Source organism: Neorhizobium sp. PAMB6716 (assembly GCF_058242805.1).
Genome location: NZ_CM177835.1, coordinates 1,953,219 through 1,977,443, shown reverse-complemented (window position 1 = coordinate 1,977,443; position 24,225 = coordinate 1,953,219). Strand labels below are relative to the sequence as shown.

At 60.0% G+C, this 24,225-nt stretch carries 22 protein-coding genes, 3 tRNA genes, 1 pseudogene and 1 riboswitch; of the genes and pseudogenes, 24 read left to right on the top strand and 2 right to left on the bottom strand.

Features of this window, described 5'->3' with window-relative positions; genetic code table 11:
• Window positions 1-63: 63 nt before the first annotated feature.
• Complete coding sequence (locus AC4CWH_RS09655) at window positions 64-1,293, bottom strand: sensor domain-containing diguanylate cyclase (RefSeq protein ID WP_491318562.1); 1,230 nt, start codon at window positions 1,291-1,293, stop codon at window positions 64-66.
• A gap of 262 nt (window positions 1,294-1,555) precedes the next feature.
• Between AC4CWH_RS09655 and clpP the strand changes: the two genes are divergently transcribed.
• The 7 genes from clpP to AC4CWH_RS09620 all read left to right on the top strand — a co-directional run bounded on the left by clpP (window position 1,556) and on the right by AC4CWH_RS09620 (window position 11,170).
• Window positions 1,556-2,188, top strand: coding sequence for an ATP-dependent Clp endopeptidase proteolytic subunit ClpP (clpP, locus tag AC4CWH_RS09650; protein WP_491281822.1), 633 nt, complete (start codon window positions 1,556-1,558; stop codon window positions 2,186-2,188).
• A gap of 284 nt (window positions 2,189-2,472) precedes the next feature.
• The gene (clpX, locus tag AC4CWH_RS09645; RefSeq protein WP_491281821.1) at window positions 2,473-3,750 is read left to right on the top strand and encodes an ATP-dependent Clp protease ATP-binding subunit ClpX; all 1,278 of its coding nucleotides are present in this window, start codon (window positions 2,473-2,475) and stop codon (window positions 3,748-3,750) included.
• A 361-nt stretch (window positions 3,751-4,111) separates the two neighbouring features.
• Complete coding sequence (lon, locus tag AC4CWH_RS09640) at window positions 4,112-6,532, top strand: endopeptidase La (RefSeq protein WP_491281820.1); 2,421 nt, start codon at window positions 4,112-4,114, stop codon at window positions 6,530-6,532.
• 190 nt (window positions 6,533-6,722) lie between these two features.
• Window positions 6,723-6,998, top strand: a complete 276-nt coding sequence (gene hupB, locus AC4CWH_RS09635; protein ID WP_245365502.1) for a DNA-binding protein HupB — start codon at window positions 6,723-6,725, stop codon at window positions 6,996-6,998.
• A gap of 269 nt (window positions 6,999-7,267) precedes the next feature.
• Window positions 7,268-7,425, top strand: a riboswitch (FMN riboswitch).
• A 170-nt stretch (window positions 7,426-7,595) separates the two neighbouring features.
• Complete coding sequence (locus AC4CWH_RS09630; protein ID WP_491318561.1) at window positions 7,596-8,507, top strand: DMT family transporter; 912 nt, start codon at window positions 7,596-7,598, stop codon at window positions 8,505-8,507.
• Between the two features lie 119 nt (window positions 8,508-8,626).
• A complete protein-coding gene (locus AC4CWH_RS09625; RefSeq protein ID WP_491318560.1) occupies window positions 8,627-9,658 on the top strand; it encodes an NAD-dependent epimerase/dehydratase family protein in 1,032 nt (343 codons plus the stop codon).
• 582 nt (window positions 9,659-10,240) lie between these two features.
• A complete protein-coding gene (locus AC4CWH_RS09620; RefSeq protein ID WP_491318559.1) occupies window positions 10,241-11,170 on the top strand; it encodes an IS110 family RNA-guided transposase in 930 nt (309 codons plus the stop codon).
• A gap of 156 nt (window positions 11,171-11,326) precedes the next feature.
• On the opposite strand, the gene AC4CWH_RS09615 is transcribed toward AC4CWH_RS09620, so the two are convergent.
• Window positions 11,327-11,402 (bottom strand) — tRNA-Val (locus AC4CWH_RS09615).
• Window positions 11,403-11,738: 336 nt separating this feature from the next.
• On the opposite strand from AC4CWH_RS09615, the gene AC4CWH_RS09610 reads away from it, so the two are divergent.
• The 17 genes and pseudogenes from AC4CWH_RS09610 to nuoK all read left to right on the top strand — a co-directional run bounded on the left by AC4CWH_RS09610 (window position 11,739) and on the right by nuoK (window position 24,225).
• Window positions 11,739-11,815: transfer RNA gene (locus tag AC4CWH_RS09610), tRNA-Asp, on the top strand.
• Between the two features lie 63 nt (window positions 11,816-11,878).
• Window positions 11,879-11,955 (top strand) — tRNA-Asp (locus tag AC4CWH_RS09605).
• A 496-nt stretch (window positions 11,956-12,451) separates the two neighbouring features.
• Window positions 12,452-12,616 (top strand): hypothetical protein, encoded by a 165-nt coding sequence (locus AC4CWH_RS09600; RefSeq protein WP_491318558.1) that lies wholly within the window; start codon window positions 12,452-12,454, stop codon window positions 12,614-12,616.
• Window positions 12,617-12,798: 182 nt separating this feature from the next.
• On the top strand, window positions 12,799-13,164 hold the full coding sequence (locus AC4CWH_RS09595; RefSeq protein ID WP_062552634.1) for an NADH-quinone oxidoreductase subunit A: 366 nt from the start codon (window positions 12,799-12,801) through the stop codon (window positions 13,162-13,164).
• The gene (locus AC4CWH_RS09590) at window positions 13,155-13,736 is read left to right on the top strand and encodes a NuoB/complex I 20 kDa subunit family protein (protein WP_210102856.1); all 582 of its coding nucleotides are present in this window, start codon (window positions 13,155-13,157) and stop codon (window positions 13,734-13,736) included. The genes AC4CWH_RS09595 and AC4CWH_RS09590 overlap by 10 nt, the downstream gene beginning before the upstream one ends.
• Window positions 13,737-13,751: 15 nt before the next feature.
• Complete coding sequence (locus AC4CWH_RS09585) at window positions 13,752-14,354, top strand: NADH-quinone oxidoreductase subunit C (protein WP_491318557.1); 603 nt, start codon at window positions 13,752-13,754, stop codon at window positions 14,352-14,354.
• Window positions 14,355-14,391: 37 nt separating this feature from the next.
• Window positions 14,392-14,784, top strand: a complete 393-nt coding sequence (locus AC4CWH_RS09580) for a four helix bundle protein (protein WP_491321397.1) — start codon at window positions 14,392-14,394, stop codon at window positions 14,782-14,784.
• A gap of 53 nt (window positions 14,785-14,837) precedes the next feature.
• A complete protein-coding gene (locus AC4CWH_RS09575; protein ID WP_491281814.1) occupies window positions 14,838-16,028 on the top strand; it encodes an NADH-quinone oxidoreductase subunit D in 1,191 nt (396 codons plus the stop codon).
• Window positions 16,028-16,279: a hypothetical protein gene (locus tag AC4CWH_RS09570; protein ID WP_491281813.1), complete on the top strand. Its 252-nt coding sequence runs from the start codon at window positions 16,028-16,030 to the stop codon at window positions 16,277-16,279. The genes AC4CWH_RS09575 and AC4CWH_RS09570 overlap by 1 nt, the downstream gene beginning before the upstream one ends.
• 16 nt (window positions 16,280-16,295) lie before the next feature.
• Window positions 16,296-17,186, top strand: a pseudogene (nuoE, locus tag AC4CWH_RS09565) (NADH-quinone oxidoreductase subunit NuoE); the annotation flags it as partial.
• 112 nt (window positions 17,187-17,298) lie between these two features.
• On the top strand, window positions 17,299-18,603 hold the full coding sequence (gene nuoF / locus AC4CWH_RS09560) for an NADH-quinone oxidoreductase subunit NuoF (protein WP_491318556.1): 1,305 nt from the start codon (window positions 17,299-17,301) through the stop codon (window positions 18,601-18,603).
• A gap of 4 nt (window positions 18,604-18,607) precedes the next feature.
• Window positions 18,608-19,408 carry a helix-hairpin-helix domain-containing protein gene (locus AC4CWH_RS09555; RefSeq protein ID WP_491318555.1) on the top strand — a complete coding sequence of 267 codons (801 nt, stop codon included), beginning with the start codon at window positions 18,608-18,610 and terminating at the stop codon, window positions 19,406-19,408.
• A 61-nt stretch (window positions 19,409-19,469) separates the two neighbouring features.
• Window positions 19,470-21,551: an NADH-quinone oxidoreductase subunit NuoG gene (nuoG, locus tag AC4CWH_RS09550; RefSeq protein WP_491318554.1), complete on the top strand. Its 2,082-nt coding sequence runs from the start codon at window positions 19,470-19,472 to the stop codon at window positions 21,549-21,551.
• A gap of 10 nt (window positions 21,552-21,561) precedes the next feature.
• Window positions 21,562-22,605, top strand: coding sequence for an NADH-quinone oxidoreductase subunit NuoH (gene nuoH / locus AC4CWH_RS09545; RefSeq protein WP_491281809.1), 1,044 nt, complete (start codon window positions 21,562-21,564; stop codon window positions 22,603-22,605).
• A 36-nt stretch (window positions 22,606-22,641) separates the two neighbouring features.
• Window positions 22,642-23,133 (top strand): NADH-quinone oxidoreductase subunit NuoI, encoded by a 492-nt coding sequence (gene nuoI, locus AC4CWH_RS09540; RefSeq protein ID WP_491281808.1) that lies wholly within the window; start codon window positions 22,642-22,644, stop codon window positions 23,131-23,133.
• A 146-nt stretch (window positions 23,134-23,279) separates the two neighbouring features.
• A complete protein-coding gene (locus AC4CWH_RS09535) occupies window positions 23,280-23,894 on the top strand; it encodes an NADH-quinone oxidoreductase subunit J (RefSeq protein WP_491318553.1) in 615 nt (204 codons plus the stop codon).
• A 22-nt stretch (window positions 23,895-23,916) separates the two neighbouring features.
• Window positions 23,917-24,225: an NADH-quinone oxidoreductase subunit NuoK gene (gene nuoK, locus AC4CWH_RS09530; RefSeq protein ID WP_210102845.1), complete on the top strand. Its 309-nt coding sequence runs from the start codon at window positions 23,917-23,919 to the stop codon at window positions 24,223-24,225.

Here is a 24,225-nt window from a genome sequence, read left to right as displayed (position 1 = left end):
CGGTCTACTGCAAAATCCCGGAAACCGGAATTGGGCCTTTTGGAAAAAATCGCCGCCTATGCGTCAGGCTGACAGCGTCTGGGGCGGGAAGGGCGTCACGGTCTGGCCGGTATCGACAAACGTGTCCTGCACCTGGCGCGTTTCCGTTGCCCCGATCACCGTGATGGTCATCCCGTCGTCCAGTACCGTGGCATTGCGGCCGGCACTTTTTGCGGCATAAAGCGCCCGATCCGCCACCGACAGCATATGGTCTATGCCGGCCGACATCACAGGTGCGAGCATGATGCCGGCGCTGACCGTTGCCGTGACCACAGGCTCGATGCCGCCTGTCTCGATGGCCTGGCGCATCAGCGCAAGCCGCACCGATTCGGTGATCTGCACGGCCTCCTCGGCGCTTGCCACGTGCAGAAGACCGGCAAACTCCTCGCCACCGATACGCCCGAATGTGCCGCGGGTGCCGATGCACTGCTGGGCTGCCCGGCAGAAGGTCACCAGAACCGCATCACCACAGGTATGGCCGAAGCGGTCGTTGATGTCTTTGAAATGGTCGAGATCGAAGACGGCGAGCGCCAGCATCAGCTTGCCCGCCGGAGGGTGGCTGCGCATGGTCTCGAACTGTTCCAGAAAGCCGCGCCGGTTGAGGACGCCCGTCAGCGGATCGGAGATGACAAGCTGCCGCAACCTTTCCTCGCCGCGCACCATCAAGAGCCGCGCCCCGAGGAGGATTCCCGAAACAAGACAAAATATGCCGATCACCGTATAGAGCGTCAGGTTCGGCAACTCGCTGAAATTCTGCGGGCGCACGATGGGGCTGGACAGCGCGGTCAGGGACATGGTCGTCGCTTGGAGCGCGCAGACGCCGGCAAAAACGCGGCGCGGGCCGCGCGGCTGTGGTGCGCCCCGCAGCATCAGGTATGCGAGCATGATATAGCATAGAGCACCACACATCTGGAAAACCAGCACGCGCGTCCAGAATTGTGCGTTGAACAGAGGCCATTGCATGGCAGAAAGCCAGATGATGACAGGCGCCAGAAGCAAGGCGTGCAGTTTTTTACCATCATAAAGACGCATGCCGGCGCACCAGCAGATAATGCCGAGCAGCATCAGCTGGTTTCCCACCATGATCGACAGTATGTCCGGCACCAGTCCACGGGCGCCGACAAGTGCGATGCCAATACCATGCGCCGCAAACCCAAGAGCCCAGGCGAGAACCACTTTCTGCGCACGGTCATGGAGCCACATCGCAATCAGCAATACTGAAAGCGTGAGGGATTCCACTGCCCAGAGTAGCATTGCCGTTTTGATATCCAAGTAAAACCCCTGCGCGAACTTCTCCTTGGGTAACATAATCGGCTATCAATTAAGAAGCCCTTGTATCAAAAAAGGTCGGGTCGGGGCATTTTCGAATTGTTAGCTTCGTCGGGGAGGGATTAAGGATATCCGCTAGCGCGTCTTGAAGTGCGGCCCTTGCACACTCTATGTAGGGAGTTGAGCAAGTGTAGACGATTCCTGGCGCGGCAACGCCGTCGGGCGCCCGATGAAACAAAGGAACAACATGAGAAATCCCGTTGATACCGCCATGGCTCTGGTGCCGATGGTCGTGGAGCAGACCAATCGCGGCGAGCGCTCCTATGACATCTATTCGCGCCTCCTGAAGGAGCGGATCATTTTCCTGACGGGGCCTGTGGAAGATCACATGGCTTCGCTGGTCTGCGCGCAGCTTCTGTTTCTCGAATCGGAAAACCCGAAGAAGGAAATCGCGCTTTACATCAATTCGCCGGGCGGCGTTGTGACGGCCGGCATGTCGATCTACGACACCATGCAGTTCATCCGTCCGGCCGTGTCGACGCTGTGCATCGGCCAGGCTGCGTCCATGGGCTCGCTGCTCCTGGCAGCCGGCGAAAAGGGCATGCGTTTTGCCATGCCGAACTCGCGCATCATGGTTCACCAGCCGTCGGGCGGTTTCCAGGGCCAGGCCTCGGATATCGAACGCCACGCTCGTGACATATTGAAGATGAAAAAACGTCTGAACGACGTTTACGTGAAGCATACCGGCCGCACGTATGAGGAGATTGAAAAAACCCTCGATCGTGACCACTTCATGGACAGTGAGGAAGCTCTGAACTGGGGCGTGGTCGACAAGATCCTGACCTCCAGGCTTGAACTGGAAGGCGCTCCCGCCGCCTGAGGCGGGCATGCCGCGCGAAGCTTCACCCCGTTGTGACCGAAAACAGGGGTTTTATCTCGCGAGGAAAGCGCTAAGAGTTGATATTAATGCTGTGTTGAACTCTTATGACATAGCATCGGTCTGGAAGGGGTTCGTTGCCGCCGGGCCGGGGACATTCTGGTTCCCAACCGGCAGAGTACCCTCAAGAGCGAAGCAGGCAGGTCTTCCGGCGGAAGCCTGCCAGCCGGCGAAAGAAGTGTCCGCGCCCCGATGACGGGCGAGCGGTGTGCTGGAAGGGAAGTGATATGAGCAAAGTCAGCGGCAGCAACGGCGGCGACTCCAAGAATACGTTGTATTGTTCGTTCTGCGGCAAGAGCCAGCACGAAGTCCGCAAGCTGATTGCCGGACCGACGGTGTTCATCTGCGATGAATGCGTCGAATTGTGCATGGACATCATCCGCGAAGAGAACAAGACCTCCATGGTGAAGTCCCGTGACGGCGTTCCCACGCCGCAGGATATCATCAAGGTTCTCGATGAATATGTGATCGGTCAGCGACAGGCCAAGAAGATCCTGTCGGTTGCCGTCCACAACCATTACAAGCGCCTCGCACACGCCTCCAAGAACGGCGACGTGGAACTGGCGAAGTCGAACATCATGCTCGTCGGCCCCACCGGCTGCGGCAAGACCTATCTTGCCCAGACGCTGGCCCGCATCATCGACGTTCCCTTCACCATGGCTGATGCGACGACGCTCACCGAAGCCGGTTATGTCGGCGAGGACGTGGAAAACATCATCCTGAAGCTTCTGCAGGCTGCCGACTACAATGTCGAGCGTGCGCAGCGCGGCATCGTCTATATCGACGAAGTCGACAAGATCTCGCGCAAGTCCGACAACCCGTCGATCACCCGTGACGTGTCGGGCGAGGGCGTGCAGCAGGCGCTTTTGAAGATCATGGAAGGCACGGTTGCCTCCGTTCCTCCGCAGGGTGGCCGCAAACATCCGCAGCAGGAATTCCTGCAGGTGGATACGACCAACATTCTGTTCATCTGCGGCGGCGCTTTTGCCGGCCTCGACAAGATCATCTCGGCACGCGGCGAAAAGACCTCGATCGGTTTTGGCGCCACGGTGAAGGCCGAGGATGATCGTCGCGTTGGCGAAGTGCTGCGCGAACTGGAGCCGGAAGATCTGGTCAAGTTCGGCCTCATTCCTGAATTCATCGGTCGTCTGCCGGTTCTGGCAACGCTCGAGGATCTCGATGAGGATGCACTGATCCAGATCCTGTCGGAGCCGAAGAACGCGCTCGTCAAGCAGTACCAGCGCCTGTTCGAGATGGAAGACGTGGAACTGAACTTCCACGAGGACGCGCTGCGCGAAATCGCCAAGAAGGCGATCACCCGCAAGACCGGCGCGCGCGGCCTGCGTTCGATCATGGAAAAGATCCTGCTCGACACCATGTTCGAACTGCCGACGCTCGAAGGCGTGCGCGAAGTGGTGATCTCGGAAGAAGTGGTGCGCGGGACTGCCCGTCCGCTCTACATCTATGCCGACCGCCAGGACGAGAAGGCCAACGTTTCGGCCTGATAACGACGATTGCCGGGGAAGGGGATTATTCTCCTTTCCCGCTCCGCCTTGCTCTGGCCGATGCGGCAGGATCAGGTGGAAACGCGAGCCCCGGACCGGTGGCTCCTGTTCTTTTCCTGTAGCGCTGCAGATCCGGTCAATGGTCCGGACACCCGAGGCCCGCTCTTAAGACGGCACGACAGCCTACAGTTACGCGTAAGCATCCCGTTCTACAGTTGATTGCTTGGACGTCGTCGCGATTGTGCAGATGTTCAAGGCTTGAAAACTCCATTCGAAACCTCCACGTTTGGAGGGACAAGATGAGTCCAGATTTGTTTCTGGGCCAGATCCCGTAAAAGCGGGACGAGTGAAAGGAAATGACATGACGAATACAACGTCTGCGGCACCTGGCGGTGATACCTATCCGGTCCTGCCTTTGCGCGACATTGTGGTCTTCCCCCACATGATCGTACCTCTGTTCGTCGGACGCGAAAAATCCATTCGCGCGCTGGAAGAAGTCATGGGTTCCGACAAGCAGATCATGCTGGTCACCCAGATCAATGCCGGCGACGACGATCCGGCACCGTCCGCGATCCACACGGTCGGCACGGTTGCCAATGTTCTCCAGCTGCTGAAGCTGCCCGATGGCACTGTGAAGGTGTTGGTCGAAGGCCGCGCCCGCGCAAAAATCGGCAGCTATACCGACCGCGAGGAATTTTACGAAGCCCACGCCGACGTTCTCGCAGAACCCGAGGATGAAGCCGTCGAGGTGGAAGCCCTGTCGCGCTCCGTCGTCTCGGAATTCGAGAACTACGTGAAGCTCAACAAGAAGATTTCTCCAGAAGTCGTCGGCGCTGCCAGCCAGATCGAGGATTATTCGAAGCTTGCCGATACGGTAGCCTCGCATCTCTCCATCAAGATCACCGAAAAGCAGGAAATGCTGGAAACCGTGAGCGTCAAGCAGCGCCTCGAAAAGGCGCTCGGCTTCATGGAAGGCGAGATTTCCGTTCTGCAGGTGGAAAAGCGCATCCGCTCGCGCGTCAAGCGCCAGATGGAAAAGACCCAGCGCGAATATTACCTCAACGAGCAGATGAAGGCGATCCAGAAGGAGCTTGGCGACGGCGAGGACGGCCGCGACGAGATGGCCGAGCTGGAAGACCGCATCGCCAAGACCAAGCTTTCCAAGGAAGCCAAGGAAAAGGCCGATGCCGAGCTGAAGAAGCTGAAGCAGATGAGCCCGATGTCGGCGGAAGCCACCGTCGTGCGCAACTATCTCGATTGGCTGCTGACCATTCCGTGGTCGAAGAAGTCGAAGATCAAGACCGACCTCAACAGCGCCGAAAAGGTCCTGGAACTGGATCATTTCGGTCTCGACAAGGTCAAGGAACGCATCGTCGAATATCTGGCCGTGCAGGCCCGCGCCACCAAGATCAAGGGCCCGATCCTGTGCCTCGTTGGCCCTCCGGGCGTCGGCAAGACCTCGCTTGCCCAGTCGATCGCTAAAGCAACCGGCCGCGAATATGTGCGCGTGGCGCTTGGCGGCGTGCGGGATGAAGCCGAAATCCGCGGCCATCGCCGCACCTATATCGGCTCGATGCCCGGCAAGGTCATCCAGTCAATGAAGAAGGCGAAGAAGTCCAACCCGCTCTTCCTGCTCGATGAAATCGACAAGATGGGCCAGGATTTCCGCGGCGATCCGTCGTCTGCACTGCTCGAAGTGCTCGATCCGGCGCAGAACTCCACCTTCATGGATCATTACCTTGAAGTGGAATACGACCTGTCCGACGTGATGTTCATCACCACGGCCAACACGCTCAACATTCCGGCGCCCCTGATGGACCGCATGGAAATCATCCGCATCGCCGGTTACACGGAAGACGAAAAGCGCGAAATCGCCAAGCGTCACCTGCTGCCGAAGGCGATCAAGGAACACGCCCTGAAGCCGGAAGAATTTTCGGTGACGGACGAGGCCCTGATGGTGATCATCCAGCAGTACACCCGCGAAGCCGGCGTGCGTAACTTCGAGCGTGAACTGATGAAGCTCGCCCGCAAGGCGGTGACCGAGATCATCAAGGGCAAGTCGACATCGATCGAGGTGACTGCGACCAATATCAACGACTATCTGGGCGTTCCGCGCTTCCGCCACGGCGAAGCCGAGGGCGAGGATCAGGTGGGTGTTGTCACGGGTCTTGCCTGGACGGAAGTCGGCGGCGAGCTTTTGACCATCGAAGGCGTAATGATGCCCGGCAAGGGCCGTATGACGGTGACGGGCAATCTGAAGGAAGTGATGAAGGAATCGATTTCGGCAGCGGCATCCTATGTCCGCTCGCGCGCCGTCGATTTCGGCATTGAGCCGCCACGCTTCGATAAGTCGGATATCCACGTTCACGTGCCGGAAGGGGCAACCCCGAAGGATGGACCGTCGGCCGGCGTTGCCATGGCAACCGCCATCGTGTCGATCATGACCGGCATTCCTGTTCGCAAGGATGTCGCGATGACCGGCGAGATCACGCTGCGCGGCCGCGTGCTGCCCATCGGTGGCCTGAAGGAAAAGCTGCTGGCTGCCCTTCGCGGCAACATCAAGACGGTGCTGATCCCGGAAGAAAACGCCAAGGACCTGGCGGAGATTCCGGATAACGTGAAGAACAACATGGAAATCATCCCGGTCTCGCGCATGGGTGAAGTCATCCGCCACGCGCTGGTTCGCGAACCACAGCCCATCGAATGGGACGGCACGGTGGAAACGCCTGTCATCGCCACGGTGGACGGGGTGGACGAGACCGGGGCAGCTGTCGCCCACTGATGGCGCCAACCTGTGCAAAACCACTGCAGAACGAAAAAAAGGCCGGCAAAACGCCGGCCTTTTTTGTGCAAATTCGCTAAAGCCCCTTGTTTTTCAGGCGATCGCGGAGCTTTTGGGTTTGCGAAGGGGTCGGCGTTCCGTTGTCGCCCCGTCAGATCCATTGTGTGAAACCATTGAAAGGGGTGGAAACATGAACAAGAACGAGTTGGTGACTGCTGTTGCTGAAAAGGCCGGTCTTTCCAAGGCTGATGCAGCTTCTGCTGTTGACGCCGTGTTCGAGACGGTCCAGGGCGAACTGAAGAACGGTGGCGATATCCGCCTCGCCGGCTTCGGCAGCTTCTCCGTCTCCCGCCGTGAAGCTTCGAAGGGCCGTAACCCCTCGACCGGCGCCGAAGTCGATATTCCGGCCCGCAACGTTCCCAAGTTCTCGGCCGGCAAGGGCCTGAAGGACGCCGTCAACAGCTAAGCTGTCGACAGCGGTCGCCGGTGGCGTCTGCCCCGGCCGCCTCTTTGGCAAGGCCCGCCCGCGATCGTTCCGGTCGTACGGCCAGCGCCTCGCCAAACCTAGAAATACCCCTCGGCCCAGGATCGGTTCTTCCGTTCCTGGGCCGAAGTTTTTTATACGACGGCTGTTTCGAAAACGGCCAAGATTTGCGCCGGCCCGTCTGCCCGCAGGATAGGCAACCTTGCAATCTTCTGTTGCGGCGCTTAACCATGACAGTGCCGGTTCTCCGGCAACGTTCTCGGGGCGGGGTGAAACTCCCCACCGGCGGTAGGAAGCATGATGCTTCAAGCCCGCGAGCGCCCGCACGGTGTCTTGTCGCCATGCGGGGTCAGCAGATCCGGTCAGATGCCGGAGCCGACGGTCACAGTCCGGATGAAAGAGAGCGGGGAAGGCCAGCCCATGCGGTTTGCGCTGGGCTGTGCCCGGCTGTTGCATCGGCATCTGCCGGTGTGGCGGCCGCAAGACGTGCGCGTCTGTCTCATGAAGAGGCGGCGCGCATCGCCTTGTCGTCCCCGCCGTCCCTGTTGGCGTTTTCCAGCAGGTTCGAAGAGGAATGGCATGAGCACGTCGAAATTTACCTCCCTTGTCCGCTCAAGGGCCTTTGCTGGCGCCGCCTTTATGGTCGCGGCAGGCATTGCCTTTGCGGCGTTGAACGTCGTCACGCAGTGGCTCTCCATGCGTCTTGCCGTGGCGCCGGCTTCCATCGCCTTCTGGCAATATGGCCTGGCGCTTCTGCTGTCTCTGCCGTTGCTGCGGCGCCTTGGATTGTCGGCCATGCGCACGGCCTATCCCGGCCGCCATGCGGTGCGCGTGGTGCTGGCAGCCCTTGGCGTTCAGGCCTGGATCATGGGGCTTGCCACGGTGCCGATCTGGCAGGCCATTGCGCTGGTCATGACCTCGCCGTTTTTCGTCATCGTCGGTGCGCGGCTGTTTCTCGGCGAACAGGTGGGGTTGCATCGCTGGCTTGCCACGCTTGCCGGCTTCTGTGGCGCGATGATCATCCTGCAGCCGTGGTCGGACCAGTTTTCGCCGCAAGCGCTCCTGCCCATCCTCTCGGCGCTTTTATGGGGCGGGTCCTCGCTCATCATGAAGAACCTGACGCGCTACGAGAGTGCCGAAACCGTCACCGTCTGGCTGCTGGTGCTGCTGACGCCCATCAATGCGGGCCTGGCGCTGGCGGAAGGTTTTGTGGTGCCGACCGGCCCGGTCTTCTGGCTGCTGCTTCTGGCGGGCTTGCTGACGGCCTTTGGCCAGTATCTGCTGACCCTTGCCTATAATGCGGCGGATGCGGCCTATGTGCAGCCCTTTGACGATCTGAAGCTGCCGCTTAACGTGCTCGCCGGTTTTGTTGTCTTCGGTTATGCGCCCAGCGGCTCGCTATGGATCGGCGCGCTGCTGATCCTGTCGGCCTCGCTGACGCTGATGCTGAAGGAGGCGCGCGGCGAGCGGGACAAATCCAGGCCGCAATAAACCCGCCCGCTGAGCGCAGGTCGGCCTGACACCCTGTCGGGCATCGACAAGATGACCGATGCGGTTGCATATCGGCGGCGAATGCTTTTCTATCCGCCGCCACAGACTGGAGTGACCTCATGCATTACCTCATCACCGGAACCGCGGGCTTCATCGGCTTTCATCTTGCCCGCCGTCTTCTGGAGGAGGGGCACCACGTTACCGGCTTTGATGGCATGACGCCCTATTACAACCTGCACCTGAAGGAAGCCCGCCACGCGGCGCTCTCGCAGTTTCCCGCCTTTCGCCCGGTCATCGGCATGCTGGAGGACCAGCGCCTGCTGGAGAGCACGCTGGAAACCTCTGCGGATGTCGGGGCGCCGGAAGTGATCATCCATCTCGCGGCCCAGGCGGGCGTGCGCTACAGCCTGGAAAACCCCAAAGCCTATCTTGATTCGAACCTTGTCGGATCATGGAACGTGCTGGAACTGGCCAAGAATGCCGGCGTGCGCCACCTGATGCTCGCCTCCACCTCATCGGTCTACGGCGCCAATGAAAAGATCCCGTTCGGCGAAGGCGACAAGGCCGATGAGCCGCTGACCTTTTATGCCGCCAGCAAAAAGGCGATGGAGCTGATGGCGCACAGCTATTCCCATCTCTACAAGGTGCCGACGACCGCCTTTCGATTCTTCACCGTCTACGGCCCCTGGGGCCGGCCGGACATGGCGCTGTTCAAGTTCGTCAAGGCGATGCTGGAAGACGCGGAAATCGAGATTTACGGCGAAGGCCTGATGAGTCGCGATTTCACCTATATCGACGACCTTGTCTCCGGTATCATCGGGCTGTCGCATGTGGTGCCGTCCGAAGATAACCGTGTCACGACCTCAGGCATCGAGGACACGCTGTCGCACCAGGCGCCGTTCCGCGTCGTCAACATCGGCGGCGGCCAGCCGATCGGCCTCATGGATTTTGTCGATACGATCGAAAAGGTGATGGGAAAACCCGCCGCCAAGAAAATGCTGCCCATGCAGCAGGGCGACGTGCCGCGCACCTACGCAAGTCCGGACCTTCTGGTGGCACTGACCGGTCAGAAGCCCGAGATCTGCCTGGAAGAGGGCGTGCGGGCCTTTGTCGAGTGGTATGTCGAACATCGGGCAGCTTTACAGCTGTAAAGCCGCCATCGCGTCATCGAGCGGTCGCCGGTGGCGGCTCTGCGGGTCGAATCGAATCAAAAAATTTCAGGGAAAAAGAACGGCCACGTATCCTCGTGGCAGCAGCGTGACGTCAATCTGCCGCCCGACCCCGTTCTAAAGATAACGGCAGTCGCGTTCTGGCGCGCTTGTGCCAGAGGCGGGGCAGGGTGTCCAGAGGTGTGTGTTGGGGGCTCGCTGATTGACGCGAAACGCCGGGCCGCCCCCTCATCCGCCTGCCGGCACCTTCTCCCCGCTGGGGAGAAGGGGAGCTGTGACGCGCCCTGCGATTCTCTCGCGGGCCTAATGGCGTGGGACCTGTAATTCTTCCGGTGACAAACAAAAGATGGGACAGCACCGCGGCGCCAGTGATCCCCTTGTAACTTCCCAATAGCCGCATTTGGGTGTGTACTGCCCGATGCGGTGGCGGATGGGAGACCGACAAACCTTTGGGACACCAAGCCCGTGGGAGAGCAAGGGTCTCCGTCCGCCGTTCCATCGAACCCGAACAGTCGCCAGGACCGCTTGCGCAGGCAAAGTCCGTTTAGGCAAGGATGGGAAAAGATGGATATCGTTGTTGGGATCGATGTTTCGAAGGATCGTCTGGATATCGCCGTGGCGCCATCCGGTGTGACGTTTGCGGTGGAAAATACGCATGCGGGCGTCGAAGATCTGGTCTCGCGACTGCAATCGATCAAAGCCGATGCCGTTGCCATGGAAGCAACCGGCGGGTTTGAGATGCTGGCGGTGGCGGCGCTGTCTTCGGCGGGCTTTGCCGTCCTCGTGGTCAATCCGGCGCAGGTGCGTTCTTATGCCAATGCGATCGGCCGTCGCGCCAAGACAGATCCGATCGATGCGGCAGTGATTGCCGCTTTCGTGATTGCGACCCAGCCAGAGCTGAGACCGCTCAAAGACTTGGAAACCCAGGCTTTGTCGGCACTTGTGGCCCGCAGGCGGCAGATCGTCCAGATGATCGTGGCCGAGGAAAACCGGGCGCGCATGGTTCTGGCGAAAGAGGCCCAGAAGAGCATTACGCGGTTGCTGAAAGCCCTCAAGCGCGAGCTGGAAAGTCTCGACGCCGATCTCGATGAACATATCCGCAGGTCGCCGCTGTGGCGGGTGCGCGAGCAGCTGCTGACATCGGTGCCGGGGGTGGGGGCCGCCACCGCTCGCACGCTGCTCGCCGAGATGCCGGAACTGGGCAGTCTCGATCGACGTCAGATCGCATCGCTGGCGGGTCTGGCACCCTTTACCCGACAATCGGGCACGTGGAAAGGCAAGAGCTTCATTGGCGGCGGCAGGGGCAAAGTGCGGGCCGTGCTGTTCATGGCAGCCCTCGTCGCCAGCCGGCACAACCCCGTGCTCAAAGCCTTTCGTGACCGTCTCGTCGCAGCCGGCAAACCCAAGATCGTCGCCATCGTCGCAACAATGCGCAAACTCCTCACCATGCTCAACGCCATCATCCGGGACCAAAAACCATGGCAAAACGCTTGACTGCAAAGACAGTCGCTCTCCCCTCGGGGAGAGGTCTGCCGAGCAAAGCGGAGGCAGGGTGAGGGGGCCGCACGCGCTTCCGCGCACGGACAAGCGGCACCCAAGCAACGCGTAAAAGCGCCAGCGACCGCAACAAAATTTAAAAAAAAAGGAAAATGGTGGGCGATGACGGACTCGAACCGCCGACATCCTCGGTGTAAACGAGGCGCTCTACCAACTGAGCTAATCGCCCTGACGTCCCCGCGGTTTGTGTCCGCTGCGTCGGTGGCCGTGATCTATGCGGATCGCGGAAAAGACGCAAGAGTGTTTGTGAAGTTTTTTTGATTTTTTTTGCCGCGACCGGAAGAGAAGAAGCCAAAACCCTTTAGAATCCGGCTATTTGAGCAGATGGTCATGATCAACCGTCCACAGGAGTGGTTGGTGGTCGCGGTGGGAAGGCAGACAAATTTCGCTGCGTCACGGTTTTGTCTTGAAACCTGCTTGACACCCTTTGGAGAACCCCTTAGAGAGCCGCTCATCGACTGGTTACGCCGGTCGACGGGGAAGTTTCTTCCTCTCTCAGGAATAAGCGGGTGTAGCTCAGTTGGTTAGAGTGCCGGCCTGTCACGCCGGAGGTCGCGGGTTCGAGCCCCGTCACTCGCGCCATTCCTGATAAAAAAGAAACAGGCCTTCGGGCCGACGAATGCCGAACGGCATTACGAAAAATGCGCGGGTGTAGCTCAGTTGGTTAGAGTGCCGGCCTGTCACGCCGGAGGTCGCGGGTTCGAGCCCCGTCACTCGCGCCATTTTTCATTTCTCCTCCAATATTTTTTGCAGTGTGTGGCGCCGTAAAGGCGCCCGTCATTGCGCCGTCTTCTGCCTCTGGCAGGCGGTGGCGTTTGCCGGTGTGCTTTCCCATTGCTGCGTCATCCGGCCCTTGTGGCGGGGGAGGGCTGTGGAAAACAATTTTGCTGCGCTGCATCATGTCGCGATGCGCGCCGACTGTTCTGCCGCTTGCTGTGTCGCACGGCGCAAGTGGCCTCCTGCACTGGTTTGTCGCTGTTACGTCACTCCTTGAGGCGTCGGTGTTGCGTGTCCCCGGCCGGTGCGGCTGCCAGTCATTTTCTCGTGATCCTGTCTTTGCGGTTTTCTGTGTTGTTCATCTGTTAACGCGAAGACCACCGTTGCCGGAAGGTGCCGGGCGTCTGCGCCATTCGCGCGCGCCAGGGCGGGCACAGGTCCTCAAGAAAAAGCTAATAATATATTGCAAACCGCGTTGAAACCGGTGTGGCCGGACCCTAAATGAGCTTCGACGCCGCCCGCGGGCGGGTTTTGGATCGGGTGCTGTCGCCGGGGTCGGCGTGCATATCAGTTGCAGCTCAGCTGCTGCGGTCTATCTTGATGAAAAAGATCAACTTTATTTTCGCCGTCGTAAAAATGGTTGCTGTTCGGCGCGCCGGAAGTTGAGTCTAAATCAACACCGTTCGGTGGCGGCATTTTGTCCCGTTTTGGTTCGAGGTGTGGCCGTCAAAAGTCTTGCGCGCGGCTCTTGGCTGCGCTAGTCACGGCTTGTTGCAATGCACGTTCGCTTGCCGCGCATTCGCTTAAGTGCCGCCCGGGCACTGCTTGGCAAGCAGGGATCGAATACCATGACAGAACTCCTCAGTTCCTATGTCCCGATCGCGATTTTTATCGGTATTGCCCTTGTGATCGGCCTGGCGCTTTTGATTGCGCCGTTTGCCGTGGCCTACAAGGCGCCCGATGCCGAAAAGCTGTCGGCCTATGAATGCGGTTTCAACGCATTTGACGATGCGCGCATGAAATTCGACATTCGTTTTTACCTGGTGTCGATCCTGTTCATCATCTTCGATCTGGAAGTCGCCTTCCTGTTTCCCTGGGCCGTGTCCTTCGGTGAAATCGGCTGGTTCGGCTTCTGGTCCATGATGGTGTTCCTCGGCGTCCTCACCATCGGCTTCATTTATGAGTGGAAGAAAGGAGCGCTGGAATGGGAGTAGTGGATAACAACACGACCATGATCGCGCCAAGCCCGAAGGGGATCATCGATCCCAATACCGGCAAGCCCATCGGCAGCGACGATGCCTTCTTCGGCGAGATCAACAACGAGTTGGCCGACAAGGGCTTTCTCGTCACCTCGACGGATGAGCTGATCAACTGGGCGCGCACCGGCTCGCTGATGTGGATGACCTTCGGTCTTGCCTGCTGTGCGGTCGAGATGATGCAGGTCTCCATGCCGCGTTACGACGTGGAGCGTTTTGGTTTTGCGCCGCGCGCCTCGCCGCGCCAGTCCGATGTGATGATCGTTGCTGGCACGCTGACGAACAAGATGGCGCCGGCTCTGCGCAAGGTCTATGACCAGATGCCGGAGCCGCGTTACGTGATCTCCATGGGCTCCTGCGCCAATGGTGGCGGCTATTACCACTATTCCTATTCGGTGGTGCGTGGCTGCGACCGGGTGGTGCCTGTGGATATCTATGTTCCCGGCTGTCCCCCCACGGCCGAAGCGCTGCTCTACGGCGTGCTTCTGCTGCAGAAAAAGATCCGCCGCACCGGCACGATCGAACGTTGAGGGCAAGGACAGATCATGAGTGAAGCCCTGAACGAATTTGCCGCATACCTTGCCGAAGCGCGGCCGGGTCTCGTGTCGTCCTCGTCGGTTGCCTATGGTGAACTGACGCTGAAGACCGATGCCGACAAGCTGATCGCGCTCGTCACCTTCCTGCGTGACGACGTGCAGTGCGGGTTCATCAATTTCATCGACATCTGCGGCGTCGATTGGCCCAAGCGCGAAAAGCGTTTCGATGTGGTCTACCACTTCCTGTCGCCGCGCCAGAACATGCGTGTGCGCATCAAGGTGGAAACCGCCGAAGACGTCGCCGTGCCGTCGCTGACCGGTCTTTTTCCGGGTGCCGACTGGTTCGAGCGCGAAGCCTGGGATCTCTACGGCATCCTGTTCACCGGCCACCCGGACCTGCGCCGCATCCTTACCGATTACGGTTTCGAGGGGCATCCGCTGCGCAAGGACTTTCCGACGACCGGTTTCGTCGAGGTTCGCTACGACGACAGCGCCAAGCGCGTTGTCTACGAACCGGTGGAACTGCGACAGGAATTCCGCAGCTTCGACTTCTTGAGCCCCTGGGAAGGCACGGATTACGTGCTTCCGGGGGATGAGAAGGCGGCGAAGTAGGATTTGGGCAATAGGCAGTAGCCAATAGACGAGAAGGATCAGGCCGACGACGATCAACTCCTACCAGGATCTGAAAGTGTGGCAACGCGCTATGGATCTTGCAGTGGAGGGCTATGAGGTAACCAAGAGCTTCCCGCGAGAAGAGGTATATGGCCTCATCTCGCAGATCAGGCGGTCGGCAAGTTCCGTTCCCGCCAACATCGCGGAAGGTCACGGTCGAAATGCGACGGGCGCCTATGTCCAGCATTTGAAAATCGCTCAGGGTTCTCTGAAGGAGTTGGAGACGCATTTTATTCTCAGTTCCCGCCTCGGGTTCGTCTCCAGAGACAGAATCCAGATCGTTTTGACGATGAGCGAGGAAATCGGAAAAATGTTGCGTGCGCTGATCCGAAGCCTGCAGGAAGAACGCAATGGTCGAACCACTGATTAAAGCCCTACTGCCTATTGCCTATTGGCTATTGGCCCCAGGCGCGGAGCGCATTGATGACTGAACACGACGTTCGCAATTTCAACATCAACTTCGGTCCGCAGCATCCGGCGGCCCACGGCGTTCTGCGTCTTGTGCTGGAGCTGGACGGCGAAATCGTCGAGCGTGTCGATCCGCATATCGGCCTGCTGCATCGCGGCACCGAAAAGCTGATCGAGACGAAAACCTATCTGCAGGCGCTGCCCTATTTCGACCGGCTCGATTATGTCGCGCCGATGAACCAGGAGCATGCCTACTGTCTGGCGGTGGAAAAGCTGCTCGGCATCACGGTTCCGATCCGGGGCCAGCTGATCCGCGTGCTGTATTCCGAAATCGGCCGCATCCTGTCGCATCTTCTGAACGTTACCACGCAGGCCATGGACGTCGGCGCCTTGACGCCGCCGCTCTGGGGTTTCGAAGAGCGCGAAAAGCTGATGGTGTTTTATGAGCGCGCTTCCGGCTCGCGCATGCACGCTGCCTATTTCCGTCCCGGCGGCGTCCACCAGGATCTGCCGGTGGAACTGGTCGAGGATATCGGCAAGTGGTGTGATGCCTTCCCGGCAGCCCTTGATGACATCGACAGCCTGATCACCGGCAACCGTATCTTCAAGCAGCGTAACGTCGATATCGGCGTGGTGAAGCTCGAAGACTGCTGGGCCTGGGGCTTTTCCGGTGTGATGGTGCGCGGCTCGGGCGCTGCCTGGGACCTGCGCAAGTCGCAGCCTTACGAATGTTACGCGGATCTCGATTTCGACATTCCGATCGGCAAGAACGGCGACTGCTACGACCGTTACCTGATCCGCATGATTGAAATGCGCGAATCGGTGAAGATCATGAAGCAGTGCGTCAACCGCCTGCTGTCGGATGCCAAGACCGGCCCGGTATCGGCGCTGGATGGCAAGGTCGTGCCGCCGAAGCGTGGCGAGATGAAACGGTCGATGGAAGCACTCATCCACCACTTCAAGCTCTACACCGAAGGTTTCCACGTGCCGGAAGGCGAGGTCTATGCGGCCGTCGAGGCGCCGAAGGGCGAGTTCGGCGTCTATCTGGTGTCCGACGGCACCAACAAGCCGTATCGCTGCAAGATCCGCGCGCCAGGTTATGCGCATCTTCAGGCGATGGATTTCCTCTGCCGCGGCCACCAGCTGGCTGACGTCTCGGCCATCCTCGGCTCTATCGATATCGTGTTTGGAGAGGTGGACCGCTGATGCGACGCCTGTCGATCATCGCCTGTCTTGTGGCTGTTGCCCCGTCTGCGCTTGCGCAGACGGCGGAACAGCCGTCGACATCGTCAGGCAGATCGACGGCGACCATGGCGGAACTCGTTTCCAGAGAGTATGAAATCAAGGCGGCCGTGCCCAATGGAACGAAGTTCATCGTTTTCCTGCAAAAGGGTGCATCTGCCTATGCCTGCGAATTCGTGACCCTCACGAAATCGCGGTGCGGTTCTGTCAATTGATAAGGCGTGAGAAAGAATGTCCGTTCGTCGACTAGCCGAAGATCAGTTCCAGCCGGCAGCCTTTGCCTTCACTGCGGATAATGCCGCGTGGGCTGAGGCGACGATCCGGAAATATCCCGAAGGCCGCCAGCAATCGGCGGTCATCCCGCTGCTCATGCGCGCGCAGGAACAGGAAGGGTGGGTCACCCGTGCGACGATCGAATTCGTCGCGCAGAAGCTCGAGATGCCCTATATCCGGGTGCTCGAAGTGGCGACCTTCTACACCCAGTTCCAGCTGAAGCCGATCGGCACCAAGGCCCATATCCAGGTCTGCGGCACCACGCCGTGCATGCTGCGCGGTTCGGAAGCGCTGATGGATGTGTGCAAGCGCAAGATCCATCACGATCCGCTGCACCGCAACGAGGCGGGCACGCTGTCGTGGGAAGAGGTGGAATGTCAGGGCGCCTGCGTCAACGCGCCGATGGTCATCATCTTCAAGGATGCCTATGAAGACCTGACGCCGGAGCGTCTGGAAGAGATCATCGATGCGTTCGAGGCAGGCAAGGGCGCCGAAGTCAAAACCGGCCCGCAGATCGACCGCCTGACATCGGCACCTGAAGGTGGCCCGGTGACGCTGAACGACGAGATCAAGCCGGTGCGCACCAATCTTGATCCGCAGCCGGCAGCACCCGCAGCCGAAGGCACGTCCGTTCCGCCGGCGGAAGCGGCGCGTCCCAAGGATACCGCGACTGAGACCAATCCGTCGGTGAAGACGCCGGTCACGGCTCCGGCCGCGTCGGAAGCCAATGACAAGGCTGCGGAAGCAGGATCGGCGACGAAAAAGAGCGAGCCGGATCCGAAGGCTGTCGGCAGCACGGCCGAAGGCGCACCCGCGGAAGGCAGCGCTGTTGCCGGCACGGAAAAGCCTGGGAAAGACGAAGCGTAAGGTTTTTAAAAAGCCTTGCACCGCGCCCGGCATCCGGGCGCATCACGGAATTGACAAGCCGACCCGATGTGGCGGCGGACTGGTGGAATAGGTCATGTTGAAAGATCAGGATCGCATCTTTACCAACATCTACGGGCTCAAGGACAAGTCGCTGAAAGGCGCCATGAGCCGTGGCCACTGGGACGGCACGAACGAGATCATCGAAAAGGGCCGTGACTGGATCATCAACGAGATGAAGGCGTCGGGCCTGCGCGGCCGCGGCGGCGCCGGCTTCCCGACCGGTCTCAAATGGTCCTTCATGCCGAAGGAATCGGATGGCCGGCCGCATTATCTCGTGGTCAACGCCGACGAATCGGAGCCTGGCACCTGCAAGGACCGCGAAATCATGCGCCACGATCCGCATACGCTGATCGAAGGCTGCGTGATCGCCGGTTTCGCCATGGGTGCCCACACCGCCTACATCTACGTGCGCGGCGAATATATGCGCGAACGCGAAGCCCTGCAGGCTGCCATCGACGAATGTTATGATGCGGGCATCCTTGGCGCCAACAACAAGTGCGGCTGGGACTTTGACATCTACGTTCACCACGGCGCCGGCGCCTATATCTGCGGCGAAGAAACAGCCCTTCTCGAAAGCCTCGAGGGCAAGAAGGGCCAGCCGCGCCTGAAGCCGCCGTTCCCGGCGAACATGGGCCTCTACGGCTGCCCGACCACCGTCAACAACGTCGAATCGATTGCCGTGGCACCCACCATCCTGCGTCGTGGCGCTTCCTGGTTCTCGTCCTTCGGCCGCCCGAACAATGTCGGCACCAAGCTGTTCATGGTCTCCGGCCACGTCAACAAGCCCTGCACCTTCGAAGAGCAGATGGGCCTCACCTTCCGTGAGATCATCGAGCATCATTGCGGCGGCATCCGCGGTGGCTGGGACAATCTTCTCGCCGTCATCCCCGGTGGCGCGTCCTGTCCTGTCGTCAAGGGCGAGGACATGAAGGATGCCATCATGGACTTCGACGGCATGCGCGAGGTGAAATCCTCCTTCGGCACCGGCGGCATGATCGTCATGGACAAGTCGACGGATATCATCAAGGCAATCTGGCGGATCGCTGCCTTCTTCAAGCATGAAAGCTGCGGTCAGTGCACGCCGTGCCGCGAAGGCACGGGCTGGATGATGCGCGTTGTTGAGCGCATGGTGAAGGGCAATGCCCAGAAGCGCGAAATCGACATGCTGCTGCAGGTGACGAAGCAGATCGAAGGTCACACGATCTGCGCGCTGGGCGATGCCGCGGCCTGGCCGATCCAGGGCCTCATCCGCAATTTCCGTCCGGAAATTGAAGCGCGCATCGATCAGTATTCGGCAAATGCCACCCGCGAGGGTGCTGTTCTGGAGGCTGCGGAGTAACATCATGGCAAGCGGATCGGACAACAAGGACAAGGATCAGGCTGCGGAGAAACCGCCGCTCGGTTTCACTTTGCCTTTTGCCGACGAGACCTCTGCCAAGTCACTCCACAATCCGATGGCGGCCATGGCTGCAGCAACGGCCGCCGGCATGGCGATCGGCGCCCAGTTTGCCCAGGCGTTCTTCGGGATGATGCAGGCCTCGATGGAGGCGGCGACACGGCCGACCCCGGAGGCCAAAACGGCAGCACCGGAGAAGGCACCTCAGCCGGACGTGAAGCCGGACGTAAAAACTGAGGCGGCAGCCGCATCCAAGGCGCAAGAGGAGGCTGCCCCGCAGGCAGCACCTGCCGAGTTAAAGCCTGCCGTGGTCAAGAAGGCTGAAAAGCCGGCCGCCAAGGTTGCTGAGACGGCGAAAGCCCCGGCAAAGCCAAAGCCGGCAAGGATTGCAAAGGTAAAGCCTGAGGCCGCAAGCGCTGATACCGGCGCTCTGCCCGTCAAGGCTGAACCGGTGAAGACGGCGGCCAAGCCTGCAAAGGCTGCTCCCGCCAAGGCTGCAAAGCCGGCAACGACAAAGGCTGCCGCAAAGGCACAGCCGAAGAGACAAAAGGCCGTCGACGATCTGAAGACGATCACCGGCATCGGCCCGAAACTGGCAGACCTGCTGAACGGCATGGGTGTGACGCGGTTTGCGCATATCGCCGCTTGGACGGACAAGGATGTAGAGCATTTCGACCAGGAGCTTCAGCTCGATGGCCGCATTGCGAAAGATGGTTGGATCGCGCAGGCAAAAAACCTGCTGCGGTGACGAATGTGTCGCTGCCTTTTCGTTATGAGGGCAGGGGACTGGAAACAGGACGTAAGTGACGATGGCAAAGCTCAAGGTTGACGGTAAAGAGATCGAGGTTCCGGATCACTTCACGCTGTTGCAGGCGTGCGAGGAAGCCGGCGCCGAAGTGCCGCGCTTCTGTTTCCATGAACGCCTTTCGGTGGCCGGAAACTGCCGTATGTGTCTGATCGAGGTGAAGGGTGGACCGCCGAAGCCGGCTGCCTCCTGCGCCATGGGTGTGCGCGACGTCCGCGGTGGCCCGAACGGCGAACTGCCGGAAGTCTTCACCAACACGCCGATGGTCAAGAAGGCGCGCGAAGGGGTGATGGAGTTTCTCCTCATCAACCATCCGCTCGATTGCCCGATCTGCGACCAGGGCGGCGAATGCGACCTGCAGGACCAGGCGATGGCGTTCGGCATGGATGCCTCGCGCTACACCGAAAACAAGCGCGCCGTAGAAGACAAGTATATTGGCCCGCTCGTCAAGACCGTGATGAACCGCTGCATTCACTGCACACGCTGCGTTCGTTTCACCACCGAAGTCGGCGGCATTTCGGAGCTGGGCCTCATCGGCCGTGGCGAGGATGCCGAGATCACCACCTATCTCGAACATGCCATGACGTCGGAACTGCAGGGTAACGTCATCGACCTTTGCCCGGTCGGTGCGCTCACCTCGCGTCCGTTCGCCTTCACGGCGCGTCCGTGGGAGCTTGGCAAGACCGAATCGATCGACGTCATGGACGCTGTCGGTTCCGCCATCCGCGTCGATACCCGTGGCCGCGAAGTCATGCGCATCATGCCGCGCGTCAACGAGGCGGTGAACGAGGAATGGATTTCCGACAAGACCCGTTTCATCTGGGATGGCCTGAAGACGCAGCGCCTCGACCGGCCTTACGTGCGCCGTGACGGCCGCCTTCAGCCGGCCAGCTGGAGCGAAGCCTTCGCCGCCATCAAGACGGCCGTGTCGGCAACGAACGGCAACAGCATCGGCGCAATCGCCGGTGATCTCGCCTCCGTCGAAGAAATGTACGCGATGAAGGAACTGCTGACCGCGCTCGGTTCGCAGAATCTCGACTGCCGCCAGGATGGCGCCAAACTCGATCCGTCGCTTGGTCGCGCCAGCTACATCTTCAACCCCACAATCGAAGGCATCGAGCAGGCCGACGCGCTTCTCCTTATCGGCGCCAACCCGCGTTACGAAGCGGCCGTGATGAACGCCCGCATCCGCAAGCGCTGGCGTCGCGGCAACTTCCCGATCGGCGTGATCGGGGAGGGGGGCGACATGCGTTACGGTTACGAATATCTCGGCGCCGGCACGGATACGCTGTCGGATCTCGTCAACGGATCGCATGGCTTCCTTGAAAAGCTGCGCAGTGCCAAGAAGCCGATGATCATCGTCGGCTCGGGCGCGCTGGTGCGCGATGATGCCGAAGGCGTTCTCGCCGCCGCTGCAAGCCTTGCTGCCTCCGTCGGTGCTGTCTCGGAAGAGTGGAACGGCTTTGGCGTCATGCACACGGCAGCCTCGCGCGTCGGTGGTCTCGATCTCGGCTTCGTGCCGGGCCCGAACGGCTCGAATGCCGCGACCATGCTGCGCTCGATGGATGTTCTCTTCCTGCTCGGCGCAGACGAAATGGAATTCACGTCCAAGCACGCCAAGTTCACCGTCTATATCGGTAGCCACGGCGATGCCGGCGCGCACCATGCCGACGTCATCCTGCCCGGCGCGACCTACACGGAAAAGTCCGGCACCTGGGTCAACCTTGAAGGCCGCGTCCAGATGGGCAACCGTGCCGGGTTTGCACCGGGTGAAGCCCGCGAAGACTGGGCGATCCTCAGGGCGCTCTCGGATGTTCTCGGCAAGAAGCTGCCGTTTGATTCGCTGTCGCAGCTGCGCGCCAAGCTTTATGCCGCATACCCGCATTTCGCCGATCTCGACGGCATTGCCGCAGGATCCGCGGATGATATTGCAACGCTTGCCAAAAAACCGGTGAGCTTGGGCAAGTCCGGGTTTGCGTCAACGATCAAAGACTTCTATCTCACGAACCCGATCGCACGCGCTTCGGCGGTGATGGCGGAGTGTTCGGCACTGGCCCGCAACAATTTCCAGGCTGCGGCAGAGTAAAGGCACAATCATGGACTCTTTCTTCTCGACCTATCTCTGGCCGGCGATCGTGATGATCGGTCAGTCCCTGTTGCTGCTCGTCTGCCTCCTGGTATTCATCGCCTATATCCTTCTGGCCGACCGCAAGATCTGGGCTGCCGTCCAGCTGCGCCGCGGCCCGAACGTGGTTGGCCCCTTCGGCCTGTTCCAGTCGTTCGCAGACCTTCTGAAGTTCGTCTTCAAGGAGCCGATCATTCCGTCGGGCGCCAACAAGGGCGTGTTCCTGCTGGCACCGCTCGTATCGGTGACGCTTGCACTTGCCACCTGGGCGGTCATCCCGCTCAACGAAAACTGGGTGATCGCCAACATCAATGTCGGCATCCTCTATGTGTTCGCCATCTCGTCGCTCGAAGTCTACGGCATCATCATGGCCGGCTGGGCATCGAACTCGAAATACCCGTTCCTCGGCGCGCTGCGGTCTGCCGCCCAGATGGTGTCTTATGAAGTCTCGATCGGCTTCGTCATCGTCACCGTTCTGCTCTGCGTAGGTTCGCTGAACCTCACCGATATCGTGCTCGCCCAGAAGTCGGGCATCGGCACCATGGTTGGCCTGCCGTCGTCGTTCCTCGACTGGCATTGGCTCGTTCTGTTCCCGATGTTCATCATCTTCTTCATCTCGGCCCTTGCCGAAACCAACCGTCCGCCTTTCGACCTTCCGGAAGCCGAATCGGAACTGGTTGCCGGTTACATGGTGGAATATGCATCGGCCCCGTACATGATGCTGATGCTCGGCGAATATGCCGCCATCCTGCTCATGTGCGCGCTGACCACCATTCTCTTCCTCGGGGGCTGGCTGCCGCCGGTGGATGTCTGGTTCCTCAACTGGGTTCCGGGGATCATCTGGTTCCTGCTGAAGGCCTCCTTCATCTTCTTCATGTTCGCCATGGTGAAGGCCTTCGTTCCGCGCTATCGCTATGACCAGTTGATGCGTCTCGGCTGGAAGGTTTTCCTGCCGCTCTCGCTGGTCATGGTCATCATTACTGCATTCGTTCTGAAGCTGACGGCCGGCGCCTGATCTGGGCGCTGCCTCCCGGCTGAATTGGAGACTAACATGGCAAGTCTGGCACAATCCGTCAGTTCGCTGTTTCTGAAGGAATTCGTCGGGGCGTTTTTCCTCTCGATGCGCTATTTCTTCAAGCAGAAGGCCACGATCAACTATCCCTTCGAAAAGGGGCCGATCTCTCCGCGCTTCCGCGGCGAGCATGCGCTGCGTCGTTATCCCAACGGCGAAGAACGCTGCATCGCCTGCAAGCTGTGCGAGGCGATCTGTCCTGCCCAGGCGATCACCATCGAAGCCGGTCCGCGCCGCAATGACGGCACGCGCCGCACGGTGCGTTACGATATCGACATGGTAAAATGCATCTATTGCGGCTTCTGCCAGGAAGCCTGCCCGGTGGATGCCATCGTTGAAGGCCCGAACTTCGAATTCGCGACGGAAACCCGCGAAGAGCTGTATTTCGACAAGGAACGCCTGCTCAACAATGGCGACCGCTGGGAGCGCGAAATCGCGCGCAACCTGTCGATCGATGCACCCTACCGCTGATCGCCCGATCGCGGTTCTGATTGACACTGCCGGCGCTTGAAAAAGGTGCCGGATCGACCACAAGCATGAGACCTGGCTGGTATGCGACCGCCGGGTTTTGACGGCGGGGACAAGAGCCTTGCCGGGGAAGACGAAAAGGCACCACTATGGGTTTGCAGGCTGTTTTCTTTTATCTGTTCGCCTTCGTCGCGGTGGCGTCGGCGTTCATGGTCATCTCGGCCAGGAACCCGGTGCATTCCGTGCTCTTCCTGATCCTGGTCTTCTTTAACGCCGCAGGCCTTTTCCTGCTGACCGGCGCTGAATTCCTCGCGATGATCCTGCTCGTCGTCTATATCGGCGCGGTGGCGGTTCTCTTCCTCTTCGTCGTGATGATGCTGGACATCGATTTCGCCGAACTGCGCTCGGGCTTCCTGCAATATGCGCCGGTCGGTGCGCTGATCGGGCTCATTCTCGCAGCCGAACTGGTGCTGGTCATCGGCGGCAGCGTCATGTCCCCGGAAGCGGCAAAGTCGATCACCATGCCCATTCCGTCGCCGGCGGTGCGCACCAATACGGCAGCGCTCGGCGATGTGCTCTATACGCATTACGTCTATTTCTTCCAGGTCTCCGGCCTCGTGCTGCTCGTCGCCATGATCGGCGCGATCGTGCTGACGCTGCGTCACCGGGAAAACGTCAAGCGCCAGGATATCTCCAAGCAGGTCGCCCGCACGCCGGCAACGGCTGTCGAGGTGGTCAAGGTCAAGCCGGGCCAGGGCATCTGAGCGCGATCAAGGAACAGCGAATATGGAAATCGGACTTTCTCACTACCTGACCGTCAGCGCCATCCTCTTCACGCTCGGCGTCTTCGGCATCTTCCTCAACCGGAAGAATGTCATCATCATCCTGATGTCGGTGGAACTCATCCTGCTCTCGGTCAACCTGAACATGATCGCGTTCTCGTCCTTCCTCAACGATATCACCGGCCAGGTCTTTGCGCTGTTCATTCTGACCGTTGCTGCGGCGGAAGCTGCCATCGGTCTTGCAATTCTCGTGGTCTTCTACCGCAACCGCGGCTCCATCGCGGTTGAAGACATCAATATGATGAAGGGCTGA

Excerpts from the sequence above, each read along its gene's own strand:
- AC4CWH_RS09655 (WP_491318562.1), bottom strand. The coding sequence starts at position 1,293 with ATGCTACTCTGGGCAGTGGAATCCCTCACGCTTTCAGTATTGCTGATT.
- clpP (WP_491281822.1), top strand. The coding sequence starts at position 1,556 with ATGAGAAATCCCGTTGATACCGCCATGGCTCTGGTGCCGATGGTCGTG.
- clpX (WP_491281821.1), top strand. The coding sequence starts at position 2,473 with ATGAGCAAAGTCAGCGGCAGCAACGGCGGCGACTCCAAGAATACGTTG.
- lon (WP_491281820.1), top strand. The coding sequence starts at position 4,112 with ATGACGAATACAACGTCTGCGGCACCTGGCGGTGATACCTATCCGGTC.
- hupB (WP_245365502.1), top strand. The coding sequence starts at position 6,723 with ATGAACAAGAACGAGTTGGTGACTGCTGTTGCTGAAAAGGCCGGTCTT.
- AC4CWH_RS09630 (WP_491318561.1), top strand. The coding sequence starts at position 7,596 with ATGAGCACGTCGAAATTTACCTCCCTTGTCCGCTCAAGGGCCTTTGCT.
- AC4CWH_RS09625 (WP_491318560.1), top strand. The coding sequence starts at position 8,627 with ATGCATTACCTCATCACCGGAACCGCGGGCTTCATCGGCTTTCATCTT.
- AC4CWH_RS09620 (WP_491318559.1), top strand. The coding sequence starts at position 10,241 with ATGGATATCGTTGTTGGGATCGATGTTTCGAAGGATCGTCTGGATATC.
- AC4CWH_RS09600 (WP_491318558.1), top strand. The coding sequence starts at position 12,452 with ATGAGCTTCGACGCCGCCCGCGGGCGGGTTTTGGATCGGGTGCTGTCG.
- AC4CWH_RS09595 (WP_062552634.1), top strand. The coding sequence starts at position 12,799 with ATGACAGAACTCCTCAGTTCCTATGTCCCGATCGCGATTTTTATCGGT.
- AC4CWH_RS09590 (WP_210102856.1), top strand. The coding sequence starts at position 13,155 with ATGGGAGTAGTGGATAACAACACGACCATGATCGCGCCAAGCCCGAAG.
- AC4CWH_RS09585 (WP_491318557.1), top strand. The coding sequence starts at position 13,752 with ATGAGTGAAGCCCTGAACGAATTTGCCGCATACCTTGCCGAAGCGCGG.
- AC4CWH_RS09575 (WP_491281814.1), top strand. The coding sequence starts at position 14,838 with ATGACTGAACACGACGTTCGCAATTTCAACATCAACTTCGGTCCGCAG.
- AC4CWH_RS09570 (WP_491281813.1), top strand. The coding sequence starts at position 16,028 with ATGCGACGCCTGTCGATCATCGCCTGTCTTGTGGCTGTTGCCCCGTCT.
- nuoF (WP_491318556.1), top strand. The coding sequence starts at position 17,299 with ATGTTGAAAGATCAGGATCGCATCTTTACCAACATCTACGGGCTCAAG.
- AC4CWH_RS09555 (WP_491318555.1), top strand. The coding sequence starts at position 18,608 with ATGGCAAGCGGATCGGACAACAAGGACAAGGATCAGGCTGCGGAGAAA.
- nuoG (WP_491318554.1), top strand. The coding sequence starts at position 19,470 with ATGGCAAAGCTCAAGGTTGACGGTAAAGAGATCGAGGTTCCGGATCAC.
- nuoH (WP_491281809.1), top strand. The coding sequence starts at position 21,562 with ATGGACTCTTTCTTCTCGACCTATCTCTGGCCGGCGATCGTGATGATC.
- nuoI (WP_491281808.1), top strand. The coding sequence starts at position 22,642 with ATGGCAAGTCTGGCACAATCCGTCAGTTCGCTGTTTCTGAAGGAATTC.
- AC4CWH_RS09535 (WP_491318553.1), top strand. The coding sequence starts at position 23,280 with ATGGGTTTGCAGGCTGTTTTCTTTTATCTGTTCGCCTTCGTCGCGGTG.
- nuoK (WP_210102845.1), top strand. The coding sequence starts at position 23,917 with ATGGAAATCGGACTTTCTCACTACCTGACCGTCAGCGCCATCCTCTTC.